This window comes from Actinoplanes flavus, from assembly GCF_017592555.1.
Lineage (GTDB): Bacteria > Actinomycetota > Actinomycetes > Mycobacteriales > Micromonosporaceae > Actinoplanes > Actinoplanes flavus.
Genome location: NZ_JAGFNS010000005.1, coordinates 39,974 through 57,913, shown reverse-complemented (window position 1 = coordinate 57,913; position 17,940 = coordinate 39,974). Strand labels below are relative to the sequence as shown.

Genomic DNA, 17,940 nt, shown 5'->3' with positions numbered 1-17,940 from the left:
GTGATGGTCAGCCGGGATCGGTGGTGCCCAGGGGTTCCACGGTGACGTCGACGATGGCGCGGATGGGGCCGTCGATGCCGCGGACGCCCCAGGTCGCCGGCGGGTTGATGTGGGTGAGTTCGGAGGTGCTGGTCCGGTTGGCGCCGCCGATGCGGCGGGTGGTGCGGCAGAGGGCGCCCGGCTCGGGGTTGCCCGGCGAGTCCAGGTGTCCGTCGACGACGCCGCTCTGCCATTCGTGGAAGCGGGTCGGGTCGGTGGCGTAGGCGAAGACCTCCGGTGCGCAGCGGTCGATATCGGTGCTGACCGTGATCGGTGCCATGACTCAGCTGTCCTGTGTGAACAGGGCGGCGTAGCGGTCCAGGTAGAGAGGCCACCCTTCGTCGTGGGCGACGCCGTCGCGGACGGATTCCCAGCCGGGGCCGTGCCGGTCGAGGTGGCGGTGTTCGAGTTCTACGCGAGTACGGTCGGGAGCTTCGGCGGTGAAGCGGACCTCGACCTCGCTGGTGTTGTCCGGGTTGGTTTCGACCTGCCATCGCGGGCTGATGTCCCAGCTGAACACGAGCCGGTCCGGCGGCTCGTAGGCCAGGACGCGAGCCCAGCGGCATTCGGTGCCGTCGGTGGCGCGGTCGTAGATGTGGCCGCCGACCTTCGGCTCGAATACGGTCTCGGCAATCGGTGCGCCGAGGAGGTTGTGCTCCGGCGGTTTGAAGTCGCCGAACCGCTCGGTGAACACCGTGAAGGCGCGTTCGATCGGTGCCGGAATGATGATCTGCCGTCGCACCACGACGGCCGTTGCCTCGGTCATGACGTCTCCTCGCCTGCTGTGCTGTCGGGATCCGGTCGGGCGGCGATCTCCTGGTAGCCGCGCAGCGCACGGTTCCAGAAGGTGTCCAGTTGGTCGCGTAGCGCCGCGACGCCTGCGGGGTTGAGCCGGTAGACGCGGCGGGTGCCGGCGGCTTCGTCGGTGACCAGACCGGCGTCTTTGAGCACCTTCAGATGCTGCGACACCGCGGGTCGGCTGATCGGCAGTTCGTCGGCTAGTTCACCGACGGCCCGTGGCCGTTCAGCCAGGCACGTGACGATGGAGCGCCGCGACGGGTCGGCGAGTACGTCCCACCCATCACCTGGTTGGTAAGTTGCCACGAACGGTAAGTTACGACTTACCAAGCATGGCGTCAAGCACTGCCGACGCAGCACGATGGCTTGCGGAGGTTGCCGCCGCGAATGTTGTGGGTCTTGCTGGCGGAGTCCGCCCCGGCAGGTGACGTTAGAGAGGTGCGCCTCCGCGACAGGAGGACCGTTGCCAGCCGGCCTGCCGGTGGGCGGACCCGCGCGCTAATCCGCTGTGGTGGCGAGGCGCTGGACGTGGGCGGCGCGAGGGTTGACCAGCCACCGGCCGGCGACGTGGACGGTGGGGACAGTTTCGTTGCCGTCGGCGACGGCGCGGACCTGGGCGGCAGCGTCCGGGTGCTGCCAGATGTCGATCTCGGCGAAGGTGACGCCGCGGTGGCGCAGTCCGCGGCGCAGCAGGTAGCAGTACGGGCAGCCGGGCCGGCTGTAGACGGTCACCTCGGTCTGATTCACGGCGTGCCGCCGACGGGCAGGGTGGCGGCGCCCCTGACGTGCGGGGAGGCGGGGCTAGCCGGGCCGTTCGGAGGGAACGAAAACCGGTCGAGGCAGTCGAGGGCGAAGCCGGCGGCGGTGATGGCCGCGACGGTGTCGCGGCTGGTGCGGCAGCCCCCGAGCAGTAGCGGCCACACCGTGGCGTCGGCAATCTTTTGCGCGCGGCGCAGCGCTCCGGGCTGGTCGGCGCGCACGTGCTCGAGGAACCGCACCTGACCCCCGGGCCGCAGCACCCGCCGGATCTCGGCGAGCGCGACCTGCTGGTCGGGCACAGTGCACAGCACCAGAGCGGTGACGGCGGCATCGAACTCGCCGTCGCCGGCCGGCAGCGCATCGGCGAGACCGTCAACAACACGGATCGGCACCGGCGCGGACCGGGCGGCAGCCTGGGCGGTCGCGCGCAGGCGGGGTTCCGGTTCGACGGCGAGGACCTCGGTGACCGTCCGGGTAGTGGGCGAACATCAGGCCGTTGCCGCAGCCGATCTCGATCACCCGGCCACGCAGGCCGGCGACCAGGGTGTGGCGGTGTTCGGCGGCTCCGGCGCGGTCCATCTGCACGCTGAGCTTCTCGTAGACGCGGGCGAAGATCGGATGTCGCATCGGTCGCCTCCGGTGGCGTGGATCGGTACGCTCCCTACGGAGGCTATACATAGTGAATGACATACACAATGTATCGACGGGTTGTCCCGCGTTCCCGGCCGTCCTGGAGCGGGTGTTTGGGTTCGCCGCGTCGGTCCAGCAGTACATGGAGGCCGGGCTCGCCGAACACGGATTGAGCCGGGCCCGGGCCACGGTGGTGTGGCTGGTGCACCGGGGCGGCCCGCAGACGCAGCGGGAGCTAGCGCGGGCGATAGGGGTGACGGCGCGCAATGTCACCGCTCTGGTTGACGGTCTGGAGGAATCCGGGTTCGTGCGGCGGACGGCGCATCCGGAAGATCGGCGGGCGCTGCTGGTGCAGTTGACTGATCGGGGCAGTGCGGTGACCGCCGGGCTGGCCGCCGAGTACGAGCGGCACTCGGCCTACCTGTTCGCCGGACTTCCGGAGGAGCAGGTGCGGCAGTTCGTGGCCACCATGGACACGGTCATGGTCCGGCTGGCGCAGGTCGCCACGGCGACCGCAAATCGGTGAGCACCGCCGTGCCGGCAACCCGCACCGCGTAGGTCGGTTGCCCGCCGGGCACGGGTCCGAGGTAGGTGTGGCCGGTCAGGTGGCACCAGGCGGGCAGGTCCAGCGGGGTGGCCGGGTCGTTGGCGATCAGGTGGACGACCGTGCCCGCGGGCACGGTGGTGATCAGCCGGCGCAGTTCGAGCAGGAGCAGGACACAACGGCGGTCGCCGCCGTCGAGGACGACCGGTCTCACGCGGCGATCGGTAGCTGGTCGCGTCGCCATTCGAGCATGCCGTCGGTGAGCCGGGCCGCGGGGCGGCCGTGGGCGGTGAGCAGCCGGACCGCCTCGTGGGAGAGCACGCAGTAGGCACCCCGGCAGTAGGCGACGACCTCGACGCCGGCGGGTAGCTCGGTGATCCGCTCGGCGAGCTGGTCCAGGGGGATGGAGACGGCGCCGGGGATGTGGCCGGCGGCGTACTCCTCGGCCGGGCGCACGTCCACGGCGATCACGTCACCGGCGGCGAGGCGGCGCCGTAGTTCGTCGCGGTCGACGGCCTCGGTGTCGGCCGGGCCGAGGTAAGCGTCGCGAGCGGCGGCCGCTGCGGCGTTGCGGGCGCCGGCGACGTCACGCAGCAGGGCGTAAAGGGTGGCGACGTCCGGGCCGGCCAGCCGGTAGTGGATTTTCGTGCCGTCACGGCGGGTCACGACCAGACCAGCTTGGCGCAGCGTCTGCAGATGCGCTGAGCAGGTGGTCAGGCCGAGATCGGCTGCGGTGGCGAGGTGCTCGACGCTGCGTTCGCCTTGGGCGAGCAGGTCGAGTAGTTCCAGGCGCTTGCCGCTGCCCAGCGCCTTGCCGACGCGGGCGAGGGAGTCGAACAGTTCGGCTTTGGCGATCGGATCACCCATGACCATCCTCCAATGTTCTGTGGAATAGTGTAGTAGCTGTGGCGGGATCCGCCGTCCCGGGTCGGAGGGTGTGGTGCAGATGCGGCAGGAGCGGTTGATCCCGCTGGTGGACGAGGGGTTGGGTAACAGTGCCTACCTGTTCGACACTGGCGACGGCCGGGCCCTGGCCGTCGACGCGCCGCGGGACCTGCGGGCGTTGCGGGCCGCCGCCGGTCGGCGGGGCCTGACGGTGGCGTGGGCGGCCGACACCCACCTGCACGCCGACTTCCTCTCCGGCGCCGTGCAGCTCGCGGCGACCGACGGCGCGCAGATCCTGGCCTCGGCGGCCGGGATGCGTGCATTCGACCACCGCGGCCTGGCCGACGGCGACGAAGTCGACCTCGGCGGGCTCACCCTGCGGGCCCTCGCCACTCCCGGGCACACCGACGAGCACCTGTCATTCCTGCTGCTCGACGGCCCGGCGCCGGTAGGGGTGTTCACCGGCGGGTCGTTGATCGTCGGTTCCGCCGCCCGCACCGACCTGCTCGGCGACGACCGCACCGCCGAGCTGGCCCAGGCCCAGTACGCGTCGGTGCACCGCCTCGCGACGCTGCCGGACGCCACGCACGTGTGGCCCACCCACGGTGCTGGCTCGTTCTGCTCCGCCCCGCCAGGCGCCGCCCGCACCAGCACCATCGGTGTGGAGAAGACGAGTAACCCGCTGCTGGCCGCGGCGGACGTCAACGCGTTCGTCGCCCAGCTCGTCGGCTCGCTGGGCTCCTACCCGGCGTACTTCCGGTGGCTGGGCGAGACCAACCGGCGCGGCCCCGCCGTCATCTACACCACCCCGACCCTGCCCCACCTGTCCGAGGGCGAGGTGCGGCAGCTGCTCGCCGACGGCGCAGTGATCGTGGACGTGCGGCCGGTGGCCGACGTCGCAGCCGGGCACATCCCCGGCGCGATCGCGATCCCGCTGCGCGCGCAGTTCGCCACCTGGCTCGGCTGGCTCGTCGACCCCGAGGTCCCGGTGGTGATCGTGCGCAACCACGGCCAAGACCCGGCCGACATCCTGTGGCCGGCGCTGAACATCGGCTTCGACCGCATTGTCGGAGAGCTCGCCGACGGCATGAACGCGTGGACCGGGGAGGTCACCACCACCCGCCTGATCCGCCCCGACCAGGTCGACGCACCGGTGCTCGACATCCGGCAGGCCGCCGAGTACGAAGGCGGGCACCTGCCCGGCGCCCTGCATCTCGAGCTCGGCGGCCTGTCCGCCGCCGGCGACGCCGCACCGGCCGGGCCCGCGGTGGTGATGTGCGGGCACGGCGAACGAGCCATGACCGCCGCCACCCTGCTCGGGCGTACCGGCCGCCGCGACCTGACGGTGCTGGCCGGTGGGCCGGACGACTGGGCCGCCGCCACCGGCCGCCGCCTGCAGGAGGGTTCGTGACCACCGCCGGCACCGTGCCCAGGCTGGGGCTGGCGGTCAACGCCGCCCAGTTCACCCTGCTGGTTGTGGTCAACGCCCTGGTCGGTGGTGTCCTGGGCTCCGAACGCACCGTGCTGCCGCTGCTCGCCGACCGCGAGTTCGGCCTCGGCGCCTACATCGCCGCGCTGACCTACATCCTCGCGTTCGGCCTGAGTAAGGCCGCCACCAACTTCTTCGCCGGCACGTGGGCCGACAGGTACGGGCGTAAACCGGTCCTGCTCGCCGGCTGGGCGGTCGCGATCCCGATCCCGGCCACGCTGATCTGGGCGCCGAGCTGGGGCTGGATCGTCGCGGCGAACGTGCTGCTCGGCATCAACCAAGGGCTGGCCTGGTCTACCACCGTCATCATGAAGATCGACCTCGCCGGACCCCACCGGCGTGGCCTGGCGATGGGCTTGAACGAGGCCGCCGGGTACATCGCCGTCGCCGCGACCGCGATGGCCACCGGCGTCCTCGCTGCTCAGTACGGGCTGCGTCCGGCGCCGTTCCTGCTCACCGCCGCCTACATCGCCCTCGGCCTCGGCCTGTCGGCGGTGTTCGTCCGCGAGACCCGCGGCCACGCCCGCCACGAAGCCGCCACCCACACCGCCGGCCCGCACAGCGGTCAGTTGTCGACCGGGCAGGTGTTCGCCCTGGCCAGCTGGCGCGAACCGGCCCTCTCGTCGGCCAGCCAGGCCGGGATGGTCAACAACCTCAACGACGGCCTGGCCTGGGGCCTGTTCCCGATCCTGTTCGCCACCGCCGGGCTGTCGCTGACCCAGATCGGCGCACTGGCCGCCCTGTACCCGGCCGTGTGGGGCCTCGGGCAACTCGCCACCGGCCCGGCCTCCGACCGTTACGGCCGCAAACCGTTCATCGTCGCCGGGATGCTCGCCCAGGCCGCCGCCCTCGCGCTGATCGCGCTCGCCGACGGGTTCGCCGCCTGGGCCGCCGCCGCGGTGCTGCTCGGCGCGGGCACTGCCGCGGTGTACCCGACCCTACTGGCCTCGATCTCCGATGTCGCCCACCCCGCCTGGCGTGCCCGCGCCGTTGGCGTCTACCGGCTGTGGCGCGACGGCGGTTTCGCCGCCGGCGCCCTGGTCGCCGGGATCGTCGCCGACCTCGCCGGCATCCGCGCCGCCGTCTGGGTCGTCGCTGCCCTCACTGCCGCCTCCGGCCTGCTGGTCTGGGCGCGTATGTACGAAACCCACCCCCGCAGCAGCAAGGACTCGGGCACCTCATGACCTCCACCTCCGACGCTGCCGAGTCCCGGCAGGCGGTGCAGCAGCGAACCCTGGCCGTCGTCATGGCCTCGCAGGTGTTCAGCGGCGCCGGGCTCGCCGCTGGCGCTACTGTCGGCGCCTTGCTCGCGGCCGACATGCTCGGCACCACCAGTCTCTCCGGCCTGCCCACCGCGCTGTTCACCGCCGGGTCCGCGGCCACCGCCCTGCTCGTCGGACGCCTGTCCCACCGGTACGGCCGCCGCGCCGGCCTCGCCGCCGGATACGCCGCCGGAACCCTCGGCGGCGGCGGCGTGGTCCTGGCCGCCACCCTGGACAACGTCCTGCTGCTGCTCGCCTCGCTACTCGTCTACGGCGCCGGCACCGCCACCAACCTGCAGGCCCGCTACGCCGGCACCGACCTGGCCCACCCCGCCCGCCGCGGCCGCGCCGTCAGCACCATCCTGGTCGCCACCACCATCGGCGCCGTCACCGGCCCCAACCTCGTCGGCCCCGCCGGAACCCTCGCCGAACACTGGGGCATCCCTGCCCTGGCCGGACTGTTCGCCCTCGCCGCGATCGCCTACGCCATCGCCGGCACCATCCTGCTGCTGCTACGCCCCGACCCGCTGCTGTTCTCTCGCACCACACCCGCACCCGCCGCCACCCCTGCGGGCACCGGACCGGGCCACGGCCGCCGCTTCGCCGGCGCCGTCACCGCCGGCGCGGTCACCATGGTCCTCACCCAACTCGTCATGGTCGCCGTCATGACCATGACCCCGGTCCACATGCACGCCCACGGCCACGACCTGCACGCCACCGGCCTGGTCATCGCCGTGCACATCGGCGCCATGTATCTACCCTCACCGATCACCGGCATCCTCGTCGACCGTATCGGGCGCATCCCCGTCGCCGTTGCTGCCGGCGTCACCCTGCTCGCCTCCGGCGTCGTGGCAGCCACCGCACCTGAGGACTCCGTCATCCTGCTGACCCTGGCACTGGCCCTGCTCGGCCTCGGCTGGAACCTCGGACTCGTCTCCGGCACCGCCATGATCACCGACAACGCGCCCACTCACACCCGCGCCAAAACCCAAGGCACCATCGACGTCAGCGTCGCCCTCGCCGGCGCCGGCGGCGGCCTCGCCAGCGGCATCATCATGGACGCCACCAGCTACGCCACCCTCTCCATCATCGGCGGACTACTGGCACTCGCCGTGATCCCCTTCGTAGCCGCGAGCGCCATGCGAAGCGCCACGGTCTGAAGCCGACCAATGGCCGTAGCTGCACGAAGGCACAGCGGTTGTCGAGGCCAGGGTGACCATCCGCGGACGCAGGTGGAAGCTCGCCGGTTCGGCAACACGCCGGTCAGCCTGCACCCCCACGACTGCACCGTCGTGCGACTACGAGCCACCGTCCCGAGGCCCTGCCCAGTGCGGCGCCCGTAACTAAACCTGACGCCCATCCCTCCACCAAGCGGCGACAGTCTCGTCCGCCGCATCCCGCGTGCGCTTCTGCCCGGCAAGACCATGCACGGTGCGCGCCGACGCAACCCGGTCGTCGTAGGCGTCGATTTCGACCAACAGTGCCGGGTGAACCCGCCCCGAGAATCGACAGGCTCCACGCCCGATTGCCCTCTACTCCGCCGCCCGCCGCAGGAGAATCAGCCGACTGCCGGGACAACCGCGGACAACTTTCCGCGCCCAGCCACCAACCGCGATCATGGATTCACCGACCCAGACGGGACCGGCCAACCCAGCGAAGATCACCGTACGGGCGTTCGTGTCATCGAAGTGTCGTGATCATCCACATAGGAGGCAACAGCGCATCGACATTCGGCATCGCCGACAAGGAGGCCCGCCGAGCCGAGATTCGATCAGTCCAGACATGAATGCCCTGCTCAGCCAAGGTTCCCGACAGCGAGGTCGACACAGATGAAAGGCTCAAGAGCTGCTGAGGAAGAGCAGGCCCTGAAGATCAGCCGGAGTCCTGGCGCAAACCGTACGCGCGTACGTGCAAAAATTCGTGTCACGCCACTGCGGATGTATCGATGTCCAGAAATACAAAAGGCCAGCTACGCTGGCCTTTTGTTTAAGTCGGGCTGACAGGATTTGAACCTGCGACCCCTTGACCCCCAGTCAAGTGCGCTACCAAGCTGCGCTACAGCCCGATCTCGCCCGGAACCCCAGCCCCGCGCGACATCTCCTAAAGACTACCAACCTCACCCGTGGGCTTTTCCGCGACCCCCCGGCCCTGTCTTCTTGCGGGGCTTCACCGAGATCTCCACCGGCGTACCCTCGAAGCCGAACTCCTCGCGCAGCTTGCGCTCGATGAAGCGCAGGTAACCGGCGTCGAAGGGCCCCGTCGTGAAGAGGACGAAGCGGGGCGGTGCCACGCCGGCCTGGGTGGCGAAGAGGACTCGCGGGGCGCGACCACCGCGAACGGGGTGTGGCGTGGCCTGTGTCAGGGCGGTCAGCCACTGGTTCAGGGCGCCGGTCGGGATTCGGGTCTCCCACGACGCCAGGGCGCGGCGGATCGCCGGGGCCAGCTTGTCGACGGCGCGGCCGGTCTTCGCGGAGATGTTCACCCGGACGGCCCAGGTGACGCGCTTCAGGTCCCGGTCGATCTCCTTGTCGAGGTAGAACCGGCGGTCCTCGTCGACCAGGTCCCACTTGTTGAAGGCGATGACCAGGGCACGGCCGGACTCGATGACCTGGGTGATCACCCGCTGGTCCTGCTCGCTGATCACCTCGCCGGAGTCGAGGAGGACGACCGCGACCTCGGCGGCCTCGACGGCGCCGGCGGTGCGCAGGGACGCGTAGTACTCCGTACCGGAGGCCTGGTGCACCCGCTTGCGGAGGCCGGCCGTGTCGACGAACTGCCAGACCTCGCCGTCCATCTCGACCAGGCTGTCGACCGGGTCGACGGTGGTGCCGGCGACCGAGTCGACGACCGCCCGCTCCTCCTTGGCGACCCGGTTGAGCAGGCTGGACTTGCCCACGTTCGGGCGGCCGACCAGCGCCACCCGGCGCGGCCCGCGCGGGCCGCCCTCGGTGACCGGCGGCGTCGGCGGCAGCGATTCGAGGATCTTGTCGAGCAGGTCGCCGGAGCCACGGCCGTGCAAGGCGGAGATCGGGTACGGCTCCCCGAGCCCCAGTGACCACAGCGAGACGGCCTCGAGCTCGAGGTTCTGGTTGTCCGCCTTGTTGGCGACCAGGATGACCGGCTTGTGGCTGCGCCGCAGCATCTTGACGGCCGCCTCGTCGACGTCCGTGGCGCCGACGGACACGTCGACGACGAACACGACCACATCGGCGGTCTGCACCGCGATCTCGGCCTGGTTCGCGATGGCCGCCGCACGGTCCTTCGCGTCGGGTTCCCAGCCGCCGGTGTCGACGACGGTGAACCGCCGCCCACTCCACTGCGCGTCGTAGGGCACCCGGTCGCGGGTCACGCCGGGCTTGTCCTCGACGACCGCCTGGCGACGGCCGATGATTCGGTTGACCAGCGTGGATTTGCCCACGTTGGGCCGCCCGACGACGGCGACGACGGGCACCGGGCCGGTGAACTCCTCGGACGAGGCGTCAGGGGAGGAATCGGAAAACTCGAACCCGCCCTCGAAGTCGTTGAGATCGAGGCCGGCGGGAAGTTCAGTCACTTACTTACCTTGCTGTTGAGCAGACCGAGAAGATGCTGGACGACCTCGTCGATACCCATACCGGTGGTGTCGACCTCGATGGCGTCGGACGCCTGCTTGAGCGGGTCGACGGCGCGGCTGGAGTCGAGCTTGTCGCGGCGGGCCAGGTCGGCCTCGGTCGCGGCGACGTCGGTGGCGTTCTCGGCGCTGCGGCGGGCGGCGCGGGCGGCGGCCGACGCGGTCAGGTAGACCTTGAGGTCGGCGTCGGGGGCGACCACGGAGGCGATGTCGCGGCCCTCGACGATGATCCGCGGGTGGGCCGCGATGATCGCCCGTTGGAGGGCGACCAGGTGCTTGCGGACCGCGGGGACGGCGGCGACCGCGGAGACCGCGCCGGTCACCTCGGAGCCGCGGATGGGTGCGTCGACGTTGGTGCCGTTGGCGGCGAAGTGCGGGGCCAGCGGATCGGTGCCGATCGACAGCTCGGTCTCCAGCGCGATCTTGGCGATCGCGTCGGGGTCGGCCAGGTCGGCGCCACCCTGCAGGACGGCCCAGGTGATCGCCCGGTACATCGCGCCGGTGTCGAGGTAGACCCCGTCGACAGCGCTGGCCAGTCGCCGGGAGACGGTGGACTTGCCCGATCCGGACGGGCCGTCGACGGCCACCACGCACTTCTCCGGCCGTTCCGAAAGCGCCACCGTTCCTCCTGAGGGGTTCTCATGGCAAACCAACCCTCCCATTGTGCCGGGGCGTGGAGCCATCGACGAACCGGGGCCGGTCCGCTATGTTACCGACAGGTAACTAAGGAGGCCCGACATGCCGACCCTTGACCGCCACGACGACGTCTACGTCCTCGACCTCGGCGACACCGAGAACCGGCTCCATCCCGACATGCTCACCGCACTCAACAAACTGCTCGACGAGATCGAGGCGGACATCCGGAACGCGCCACGCCCGGTAGCCCTGGTCACCACCGCGAGCGGCCGCCACTACAGCCTCGGGCTCGACCTCGACTGGGTGGCCGGCCACCCACAGGAGCAACTGGCGTACGTCATCTCCGTACACGATCTCTTCGCCCGCATCCTGACCCTCCCGATGGTGACCGTGGCCGCGATGCCCGGCCACGTCTTCGCCGGAGGCGCCATGCTCTCGCTCGCCCACGACCTGCGCGTCATGCGCGCCGACCGCGGGTTCTGGTGCCTGCCGGAAGCGGACATCAACCTGCCGTTCACCCCCGGCATGAGCGCCCTCATCCAGGCCCGCCTCACCCCGCAGACCGCACACGAGGCGATGGTCACCGCCCGCCGCTACGGCGGCCTCGAAGCCGCTGAGCTGCGCATCATCGACCAGGCGGTCCCCGCCGACGACGTCCTCCCGACCGCGATCTCCCTCGCCGCGTCGTTGGCGAGCAAGGCGAGCCCCGCGCTGGGCACGATCAAAACCCGCCTGTACCCCGACGTTCTGCAAGCCTTGCGCTCACCCCAGCTTTAGGGGTACGCCGAAAGCGCACCGCCCAGCGCAAAAGGCGGGCCCACCCACCGGCTTCCCCTCAGCCAGGAAGCCGGTGGTGGCCCGCCGCTCGCACTCCCGCAGAGCCCCTCCGCGCCCGGATCCAGCCACCACGGCCTGGTGACCACTCTCACCGCAGCCGAACCGACCGGATCGACCAGCCGCGCCCGGATCCAGCCACCACGGCCTGGTGACCCCTCTCACCGCAGCCGAACCGACCGGATCGGCCGGCCGCGCCCGGATCCAGCCACCACGGCCTGGTGACCCCTCTCACCTCACCGCAGCCGAACCGACCGGATCGGCCGGCCGCGCCCGGTTTCAGCCACGGGTGGCCTCGGCCGGTTCGGCGTCGCGGGCCGGGGTGGGGCGGCTGCGGGAGACGGCCACGCCGGCCAGGCACAGGGCGCCGCCGGCCAGAGTCAGCCAGCCGGGCACCTCGGCGAGGAGCAGCCACGACATCAGGACGACCACGGCCGGGACCGCGTAGGTCGTCGAGCCCATCTTCCCCGCGGTGGTGCGGGCCAGCGCGTACGCCCATGTGGTGAACGCGATCGCGGTGGGGAAGACGCCCAGGTAGACGACGTTGAGGGTGATCGACACGGGGGCCGCTCGGACGTCGGCGACCAGCTGACCGGCGAACGGCAGACAGGCGACCGCGCCGATCACGCAGCCGAACGTGGTCGCCTGCAACGCCGACGCGTGCTTCAGGGCGGGCTTCTGGGCGACCACCCCGGCGGCGTAGGTCACCGCGGCGACCAGGCACAGGACCACACCCAGGACCGAGGAACCGCCGCCGCCGGACATCGAGAAGCCGACGATGACCGTTCCGGCGAAGGACACCGCTATTCCGGCCAGCAGCCGTGGCGGGAAACCCTCGTGCAGCAGCCATCCGGCCAGCAGGGCCATGATCGCCGGGCCCACGTTGACCAGCATGGCGGCGGTGCCGGCGTCCACCAGTTCCTCGCCCCAGTTCAGGGCGACCATGTAGCCCCCGAACCAGACGACGCCGGACACCGCGATGCCCGGCCAGGCGGCTCTCGGCGGCAGGCCCTGGCGGCTGATCAGCAGGAAGATCAGCAGGGTGACGGCACCGGCCAGCAGGCGGCCCAAAGCCAGCGAGCCGGGGGCGAAATGGGGGGCGGCCGCCCGGATTCCGACGAACGCGGACGCCCACAGCACCACCGTGACGGCTGCGGCTACGACGGCGGAACGCTCCGGGCGTACAGAGTCTGGGGTCACGTGGGACAAGCTAAGCGTGCCGCGCGGCACGCGGCTAGCGAGAATCGGACGTCGCGTTGAACACAGCCTCGCGTCCGGCGGCAAGGGAAGGCACGGATCGCAGCGACCGGCGATCACGTCCGGCGGTAAGGGATCGCAGCGATCGGCGATCGCTGCCGGCGGCGAGGGAAGGCGCAGATCGCAGCGATCGGCGATCGCTGCCGGCGGTGAGGGAAGGCGCGGATCGCAGTGATCGGGGATCGCGGCCGGCGCGAGGTGAGGCGCTGCGGCGGGATCAGGGTGATGGACGGGTCGCGGCCAGGAGGCCGAGGGACTCGATCGCGTCGACAGCGGCGACGCGGACCGCGTAGCGGGTGATGCCCCAGCGTTTCTCGTGGCGTTCGATCGCGGCGCGGATCTCGGCGGGCGTGCCGATCAGCACGAACGGCGCGGCCAGGACGTCGGCGACCGTCATGCCGAGGCGTTCGGCGTGGGTTGCGGCCTCGGCCTCGGCGTCGTCGGTGACCGCCACGATCTGGACGAGAGCCTCCAGGGCGGGCGGGGTGTCACGGCCTGCCGCACCCGCGGTGACCCGCTCGATCTGGTGGTCGATCTGGTCCGGGCGCCAGCGGACCTCGTGCCGGTGGCCGTCCTCCAGGGTCCGGCCCAGGCCACTCAGGCCGACGATGTCGGCGTGTTCGCCGGCCCAGCGCAGCATGCGGGAGTTGGCGGTGCCCAGGAGCAGCGGGATCCGTTCCTGCACCGGGCGCGGCTTGGCGAGATGAGCCTCGTGCATGTCAAGTCCGGCCTCGTGGACGGTGACGGTGTCGCCGGCGAGCAGGGCACGGGTGGCTTCGGCTACGGCCAGACAGCGGTCCACGCGGCCGTCGACGCCCGGACGCTCCCGGCCGATCGCCCGCCATTCGGCCGGGGTGTGCCCGGCGCCGAGGCCGAGCCGGGCCCGGCCGCCGGAGACCACGTCCAGGGTCGCGGCGTCGGCGGCCAGGTGGATCGGCTCGCGTACGCCCGCATGGGACACATAGGCGCAGAGGCCGATCCGCTCGGTGACCGCCGCCGCGGCGGCGAGCGCCACGCTCGGGGCGGCGCATGATCCGGGATGGTCGGGCGAGTAGAGGGCATCGAATCCGGCGGCCTCGGCACGTCTCGCCAGGGCGAGCCAGGAGGCGGCGTCATCGGGTACGGCCTGGAGCGCGAAGGTCGTCACCCGCTCGAGCCTGGCAGCGCGCCACTCCCCCGGGAACCCGATTATGCGAACGGCAGAGGCGAGAAGGACCCACCCCGGTGGGGTCCGTTTTCTGACCGCAGCCGGAAAACTGACACGCGGAAGCACTTCCTGTCAGTTTGACAGGAAGCTACGTTGCATCCATGGAAGACGATTCCTGGGTACCGCCGGCCGTGCTTGTCGCGGTCGATCTCGTGATCTTCACGCTGCGCGAATCACGCTTACAGGTGCTCCTCGTCGAGCGTGGGATCGATCCGTTCCGCGGCGCCCTCGCCCTGCCCGGCGGCTTCCTCGCCCACCCTGAGGAGGACCTGCTCGACACCGCCCACCGGGAACTGGCCGAGGAAGCCGGATTCGCCGCCGACCAGCTGCATCTGGAACAGCTCGGTGTCTACGGGACGCCCGGCCGGGACCCACGCGGCCGGGTCGTGTCGGTCGCCTATCTCGCCATCACGCCCCGGCTGCCCGAGCCGGTCGCCGGCACCGACGCGTCCGACGCCTGGTGGATCCCCACCGACCGGGCACTCTCACCGGACACCCGGCTCGCCTTCGACCATCGGCGGATCGTCGCCGACGGTGTCGAGCGGGCACGCACCAAGCTGGAGCACTCCGCTCTGGCGACCGCGTTCTGCGCACCGCTGTTCACCATCAGCGAGCTGCAGGAGGTCTACGAGGCGGTCTGGGGTGTGCGCCTCGATCCGCGCAACTTCTACCGCAAGGTCCAGAGCGTCGACGGCTTCATCGAGCCGGCCGGGCCGGTCCGCAAGACGGAGAACGGGCGGCCCGCCCGACTGTTCCGGCCCGGCCCACGCCAATCCCTGCACCCGCCGATGAACCGGCCGCCAGCCACCGAGAGGACACCGTCATGAACAGCGACCTCGTCGTCATGCTCACCGCGCTGAACCTCGAATACGAGGCGGTTCGCAGCCGGATCGACAACCCACGTGTCCACTGGCACCAGGCCGGCACCCGCTTCGAGACGGGCCGGCTGGGTGACGGCTGCCGGGTGGCGATCGGTCTGGTCGGCAAGGGCAACCATCCGGCCGCCGTCCTGGCCGAGCGCGCCATCGCGGAGTTCTCCCCCGCCGCGGTGATCTTCGCGGGCGTCGCCGGCGGTCTGTGGCCGAGCGTCAAACTGGGCGACGTCGTGGTCGCCTCGCAGGTCTACGCCTACCACGGCGCCACCAGCGAGGACGACGGCCCGAAGGCGCGACCGCGGTCCTGGGAGATCTCGCACCGGGCCGGGCAGATCGCGCAGCATCTGATCCGCAGCGAGGAATGGCGGGACCCGTCGGCCGACGGCGACGGGCCGACCGTGCACTTCGGGCCGATCGCGGCCGGCGAGGTGGTGCAGGACTCCAGCGTCTCCGAACACGCCCGCTGGGTGCTGGAGCACTACAACGACGCTCTCGCCATCGAGATGGAGGCCGCCGGGGTCGCCCAGGCCGCGCACCTCAACGACGCGCTTCCGGTCGTCGTGATCCGCGGCATCAGCGACCGGGCCGACGGCACCAAGTCGTCGACCGACGGAGAGAACTGGCAGCCGAGAGCCGCCGCGAACGCCGCCGCCTTCGCCGTCGCGCTGGCCCGGCAAATCGTCACCGACAGCACCGAGCGACAGGAGAGGAACGCCGAGATGGGACCGAGCTTCCGCAACATCGCCACCGGAAACGCACGAGTCGGCATCCAGGCCGGGCAGATCTTCGGTGGAGCGCACGCCGGGGACCGAGCGGATCAGCCGGTCGACATCGTGGCGGCGATCGCGGAGCTGCGCGGGCTGGTGCGGGCCGCACACCAGGACGGGCGGCTCGACGACGACACGTACAAGGCGGCGGAGGCGGAACTCGACGACGCCACCGATCACGCCGCGGACGGCACGAAGGCGGGCCGAAGCCGGGTCATGCTGGCACTCAAGCGGTTGCGGGGGCTGGTCGCCGACATCGCGGAGCTCGCCACCCGCCTGTCGGCGGTGATCGGCGCGGTACGGGAGCTGTCATGACCATGACGGACTTCACCAACACCGCCTCCGGCGACGCACGGGTCGGCTACCAGGCCGGGATCGTGGTGAACCTGAACGGCAGTTACAAGGTGCCGCCGGGGGCGACGCCGGAGGAGATCTTCCGGATCGGCGTCGAGTTCTTGAAGGCCCGGATGCCGCTCGAAGCCCGCAAGCTCATCGCGAAGGCGATCGCTCTCGGTCACGCCACCGAGGAGGTCCACTTCTATCGGCTGCTGGCGCAACTCAGCGGGAAGAATCTGCGCGAGTTGAACAGCGACGATATGGAGGGGTTGAAGACGATCTGCACGGAACTCCCGGAGCTGCGCGGCAACGACGACTGGACCGTGGGGCTCCGGTCGGTGGTGGCGATGCTCACCTACTTCTCCAGCACCGACGAACCCGCGTTACTGGACAAGGAACTGGCCGGTCTGCCCCCGCTCCAACGGGAACTGATCGTCGACCACCTCGGCGAGCTGCTCGACGGATCGGTTCAGGACCGGATGTGGCTGCGGTCCGTCGAACGTGCTGGACAACTCCAGTTGGCGAATGACCGCGAGAACCGGGTCTGGATCTTCTTCGAGCCGGAACCCAGACGCCCGCGGCGCCGGTATGCCGGACGCCCCCGCATCCGTCTCGCTGATCTCCTGCGGGCGGGTCTCGGCGGCGCGGCGTTCCTGTACGCGATCGGCAGCATCGGCTGGCTGCTCGCCCGGGGCGGCGAAGCCACGCTTCTGCTCTCCTTCGCCGCCGCCGTCGCCGGAACCGCCGTCTCCCTCTGGTCCGGCTCGATATGGCACTTCCGGGTGCGACGGGTGCGGGTCAAGGACGCCGAGCTCGTGCCTTCCCGGCGGCGCCGGCGGGAGGCGCCGGCCGGTGGGTTCGCGCGCCGGGTCGACCGAATCTTCGACGACTGCTTCGGGCGCTACGTGCCCCGCGACACCGATCGCTCCTACTGGCTGAAGCAGACCCGGGGCCTGCGTGAGCGCCTGCGCGACGAAGTGGTCGACATGTACCGGGACCAGCCGGTCAAGGCTGATGAGATCGCCTGGCTCATCCGCCACCTCGTCGCCGATGTCAAACGGCGATGGCAGAAGGACACGCTGACCGCCTACCGGCAGCGGTGGCGCACTCCGGCGTGGGTCCAGGTGAGCTGTCTTGCCGGATTGCCGGTCCTCGCCATCGGTTGTTTCCAGATCGCTCCCGCTGTCGTTGCCACCTCGCCGATCGCCGGAACGGGCTGGATAGTGCTCGCTCTGGTCTCAGCGGTGATCTGCGCTCCGGCACTCCTCGCCATCGTCGGCGAACACCTGCGTGTGCCCGCCGACCAGGCCGAGTACGACGAGCAGTACCGGGACCGTTTTCTGGCCTATCAACGGTGGGCGGACAAGCTGGCGCCCCGCCCCTCGGACCGGGAGATGGCCGACTGGCTGGAATGCGATCGCAAGCTCCTCGTCGACAGGGCCCTACGGCAGTACCGGCTCAGAGCCAGCCAGGTGATCGCGCACGCCTTCATCGAGGCGCCGCATCGCGGCACCAAGCGAGCCCGGGTTCATCACGGGCCGTTGCGCTACTCGAAGTACCAGATGCTGCTGTTCCTGCTCACCGACGACGGCGTCCGGCAGGTCAATTTCCTGCACGACTTCGAGGACACCGATTCCTTCCCCACCGAGCGTCTGAACTACCGCTTCGACGCGGTCGCCGCGGTTCGGGTCCACGGCTCGCCGACCAGCCGCCAGCACTTCGAACTGACCCCCGTCAACGGCGAACCGATCACCGCTCTGATCAGCGAGACCATCGACGAGAACATCCACCCGGACGAGGACGTCACCGCATTGTCCGAGGCCACGCTCGACGCCTCGGGTCTCCCCCGCACCCTCAACGTGCTGGAGGGTGTCGCCGCCGAGGGTAAGGAGTGGATCAGATACCAGCAGCGGCGGATAGAGCACCGCTTGGAGGTTCTCGGCGACATCCTCAGGCCATCCCGGGGTTGACGCCCGCTAGGCTGCGCCGATGGCGAGCCGGGAAGATCGGGT

At 70.7% G+C, this 17,940-nt stretch carries 20 protein-coding genes and 1 tRNA gene; 8 read left to right on the top strand and 13 right to left on the bottom strand.

Annotation, left to right across the window (positions count from 1 at the left end; all coding sequences use genetic code 11):
- Nucleotides 1–7: 7 nt before the first annotated feature.
- From J5X75_RS09140 to J5X75_RS44075, 6 genes are all read right to left on the bottom strand, one after another.
- A complete protein-coding gene (locus J5X75_RS09140; protein WP_208466893.1) occupies nt 8–319 on the bottom strand; it encodes an SRPBCC family protein in 312 nt (103 codons plus the stop codon).
- Between the two features lie 3 nt (nt 320–322).
- Nucleotides 323–805, bottom strand: coding sequence for an SRPBCC family protein (locus J5X75_RS09135; protein WP_208466892.1), 483 nt, complete (start codon nt 803–805; stop codon nt 323–325).
- Complete coding sequence (locus tag J5X75_RS09130; protein ID WP_208466891.1) at nt 802–1,143, bottom strand: ArsR/SmtB family transcription factor; 342 nt, start codon at nt 1,141–1,143, stop codon at nt 802–804. Before J5X75_RS09130 ends, J5X75_RS09135 begins: the two co-directional genes overlap by 4 nt.
- A 192-nt stretch (nt 1,144–1,335) precedes the next feature.
- The gene (locus J5X75_RS09125) at nt 1,336–1,584 is read right to left on the bottom strand and encodes a glutaredoxin family protein (RefSeq protein ID WP_208466890.1); all 249 of its coding nucleotides are present in this window, start codon (nt 1,582–1,584) and stop codon (nt 1,336–1,338) included.
- Nucleotides 1,581–2,027 carry a class I SAM-dependent methyltransferase gene (locus tag J5X75_RS09120; RefSeq protein ID WP_238487622.1) on the bottom strand — a complete coding sequence of 149 codons (447 nt, stop codon included), beginning with the start codon at nt 2,025–2,027 and terminating at the stop codon, nt 1,581–1,583. The genes J5X75_RS09125 and J5X75_RS09120 overlap by 4 nt, the downstream gene beginning before the upstream one ends.
- The gene (locus J5X75_RS44075) at nt 1,969–2,223 is read right to left on the bottom strand and encodes a hypothetical protein (RefSeq protein WP_238487602.1); all 255 of its coding nucleotides are present in this window, start codon (nt 2,221–2,223) and stop codon (nt 1,969–1,971) included. Before J5X75_RS44075 ends, J5X75_RS09120 begins: the two co-directional genes overlap by 59 nt.
- A 112-nt stretch (nt 2,224–2,335) precedes the next feature.
- Between J5X75_RS44075 and J5X75_RS09115 the strand changes: the two genes are divergently transcribed.
- Nucleotides 2,336–2,752, top strand: coding sequence for a MarR family winged helix-turn-helix transcriptional regulator (locus J5X75_RS09115; RefSeq protein ID WP_208466889.1), 417 nt, complete (start codon nt 2,336–2,338; stop codon nt 2,750–2,752).
- Here the strand turns inward: J5X75_RS09115 and J5X75_RS09110 are convergent.
- Together J5X75_RS09110 and J5X75_RS09105 are read right to left on the bottom strand one after the other, a co-directional pair.
- Nucleotides 2,706–2,984, bottom strand: coding sequence for a sulfurtransferase TusA family protein (locus tag J5X75_RS09110; protein WP_307797998.1), 279 nt, complete (start codon nt 2,982–2,984; stop codon nt 2,706–2,708). The two genes, J5X75_RS09115 and J5X75_RS09110, sit on opposite strands and share 47 nt — an antisense overlap.
- Complete coding sequence (locus J5X75_RS09105; protein ID WP_208466887.1) at nt 2,981–3,637, bottom strand: ArsR/SmtB family transcription factor; 657 nt, start codon at nt 3,635–3,637, stop codon at nt 2,981–2,983. The genes J5X75_RS09110 and J5X75_RS09105 overlap by 4 nt, the downstream gene beginning before the upstream one ends.
- Before the next feature lie 79 nt (nt 3,638–3,716).
- On the opposite strand from J5X75_RS09105, the gene J5X75_RS09100 reads away from it, so the two are divergent.
- Genes J5X75_RS09100 through J5X75_RS09090 form a run of 3 tightly spaced genes read left to right on the top strand, consistent with a single transcriptional unit; the run spans nt 3,717 to nt 7,566 of the window.
- A complete protein-coding gene (locus J5X75_RS09100) occupies nt 3,717–5,066 on the top strand; it encodes an MBL fold metallo-hydrolase (protein WP_208466886.1) in 1,350 nt (449 codons plus the stop codon).
- Nucleotides 5,063–6,328: an MFS transporter gene (locus J5X75_RS09095; protein WP_208466885.1), complete on the top strand. Its 1,266-nt coding sequence runs from the start codon at nt 5,063–5,065 to the stop codon at nt 6,326–6,328. Before J5X75_RS09100 ends, J5X75_RS09095 begins: the two co-directional genes overlap by 4 nt.
- The gene (locus J5X75_RS09090) at nt 6,325–7,566 is read left to right on the top strand and encodes an MFS transporter (RefSeq protein ID WP_208466884.1); all 1,242 of its coding nucleotides are present in this window, start codon (nt 6,325–6,327) and stop codon (nt 7,564–7,566) included. Before J5X75_RS09095 ends, J5X75_RS09090 begins: the two co-directional genes overlap by 4 nt.
- An 831-nt stretch (nt 7,567–8,397) precedes the next feature.
- On the opposite strand, the gene J5X75_RS09085 is transcribed toward J5X75_RS09090, so the two are convergent.
- From J5X75_RS09085 to cmk, 3 genes are all read right to left on the bottom strand, one after another.
- Nucleotides 8,398–8,471 (bottom strand) — tRNA-Pro (locus J5X75_RS09085).
- A gap of 51 nt (nt 8,472–8,522) precedes the next feature.
- On the bottom strand, nt 8,523–9,959 hold the full coding sequence (der, locus tag J5X75_RS09080; RefSeq protein WP_208466883.1) for a ribosome biogenesis GTPase Der: 1,437 nt from the start codon (nt 9,957–9,959) through the stop codon (nt 8,523–8,525).
- Nucleotides 9,956–10,636, bottom strand: a complete 681-nt coding sequence (gene cmk / locus J5X75_RS09075) for a (d)CMP kinase (protein ID WP_208466882.1) — start codon at nt 10,634–10,636, stop codon at nt 9,956–9,958. The genes der and cmk overlap by 4 nt, the downstream gene beginning before the upstream one ends.
- A 118-nt stretch (nt 10,637–10,754) precedes the next feature.
- Here cmk and J5X75_RS09070 point away from each other — a divergent pair, with 118 nt between their 5' ends.
- Nucleotides 10,755–11,429 (top strand): enoyl-CoA hydratase/isomerase family protein, encoded by a 675-nt coding sequence (locus J5X75_RS09070; protein WP_208466881.1) that lies wholly within the window; start codon nt 10,755–10,757, stop codon nt 11,427–11,429.
- Nucleotides 11,430–11,765: 336 nt separating this feature from the next.
- On the opposite strand, the gene J5X75_RS09065 is transcribed toward J5X75_RS09070, so the two are convergent.
- On the bottom strand, nt 11,766–12,686 hold the full coding sequence (locus tag J5X75_RS09065) for a DMT family transporter (protein ID WP_307797997.1): 921 nt from the start codon (nt 12,684–12,686) through the stop codon (nt 11,766–11,768).
- A 274-nt stretch (nt 12,687–12,960) separates the two neighbouring features.
- Nucleotides 12,961–13,890, bottom strand: a complete 930-nt coding sequence (locus tag J5X75_RS09060; RefSeq protein ID WP_208466879.1) for an LLM class flavin-dependent oxidoreductase — start codon at nt 13,888–13,890, stop codon at nt 12,961–12,963.
- A gap of 161 nt (nt 13,891–14,051) precedes the next feature.
- On the opposite strand from J5X75_RS09060, the gene J5X75_RS09055 reads away from it, so the two are divergent.
- The 3 genes from J5X75_RS09055 to J5X75_RS09045 are packed head-to-tail and all read left to right on the top strand — an operon-like array spanning nt 14,052 to nt 17,898.
- Nucleotides 14,052–14,777, top strand: a complete 726-nt coding sequence (locus J5X75_RS09055; RefSeq protein WP_208466878.1) for an NUDIX hydrolase — start codon at nt 14,052–14,054, stop codon at nt 14,775–14,777.
- Nucleotides 14,774–15,907 (top strand): 5'-methylthioadenosine/S-adenosylhomocysteine nucleosidase family protein, encoded by a 1,134-nt coding sequence (locus J5X75_RS09050; RefSeq protein ID WP_208466877.1) that lies wholly within the window; start codon nt 14,774–14,776, stop codon nt 15,905–15,907. The genes J5X75_RS09055 and J5X75_RS09050 overlap by 4 nt, the downstream gene beginning before the upstream one ends.
- Nucleotides 15,904–17,898 carry a hypothetical protein gene (locus J5X75_RS09045; RefSeq protein WP_208466876.1) on the top strand — a complete coding sequence of 665 codons (1,995 nt, stop codon included), beginning with the start codon at nt 15,904–15,906 and terminating at the stop codon, nt 17,896–17,898. The genes J5X75_RS09050 and J5X75_RS09045 overlap by 4 nt, the downstream gene beginning before the upstream one ends.
- Nucleotides 17,899–17,940 lie beyond the last annotated feature (42 nt).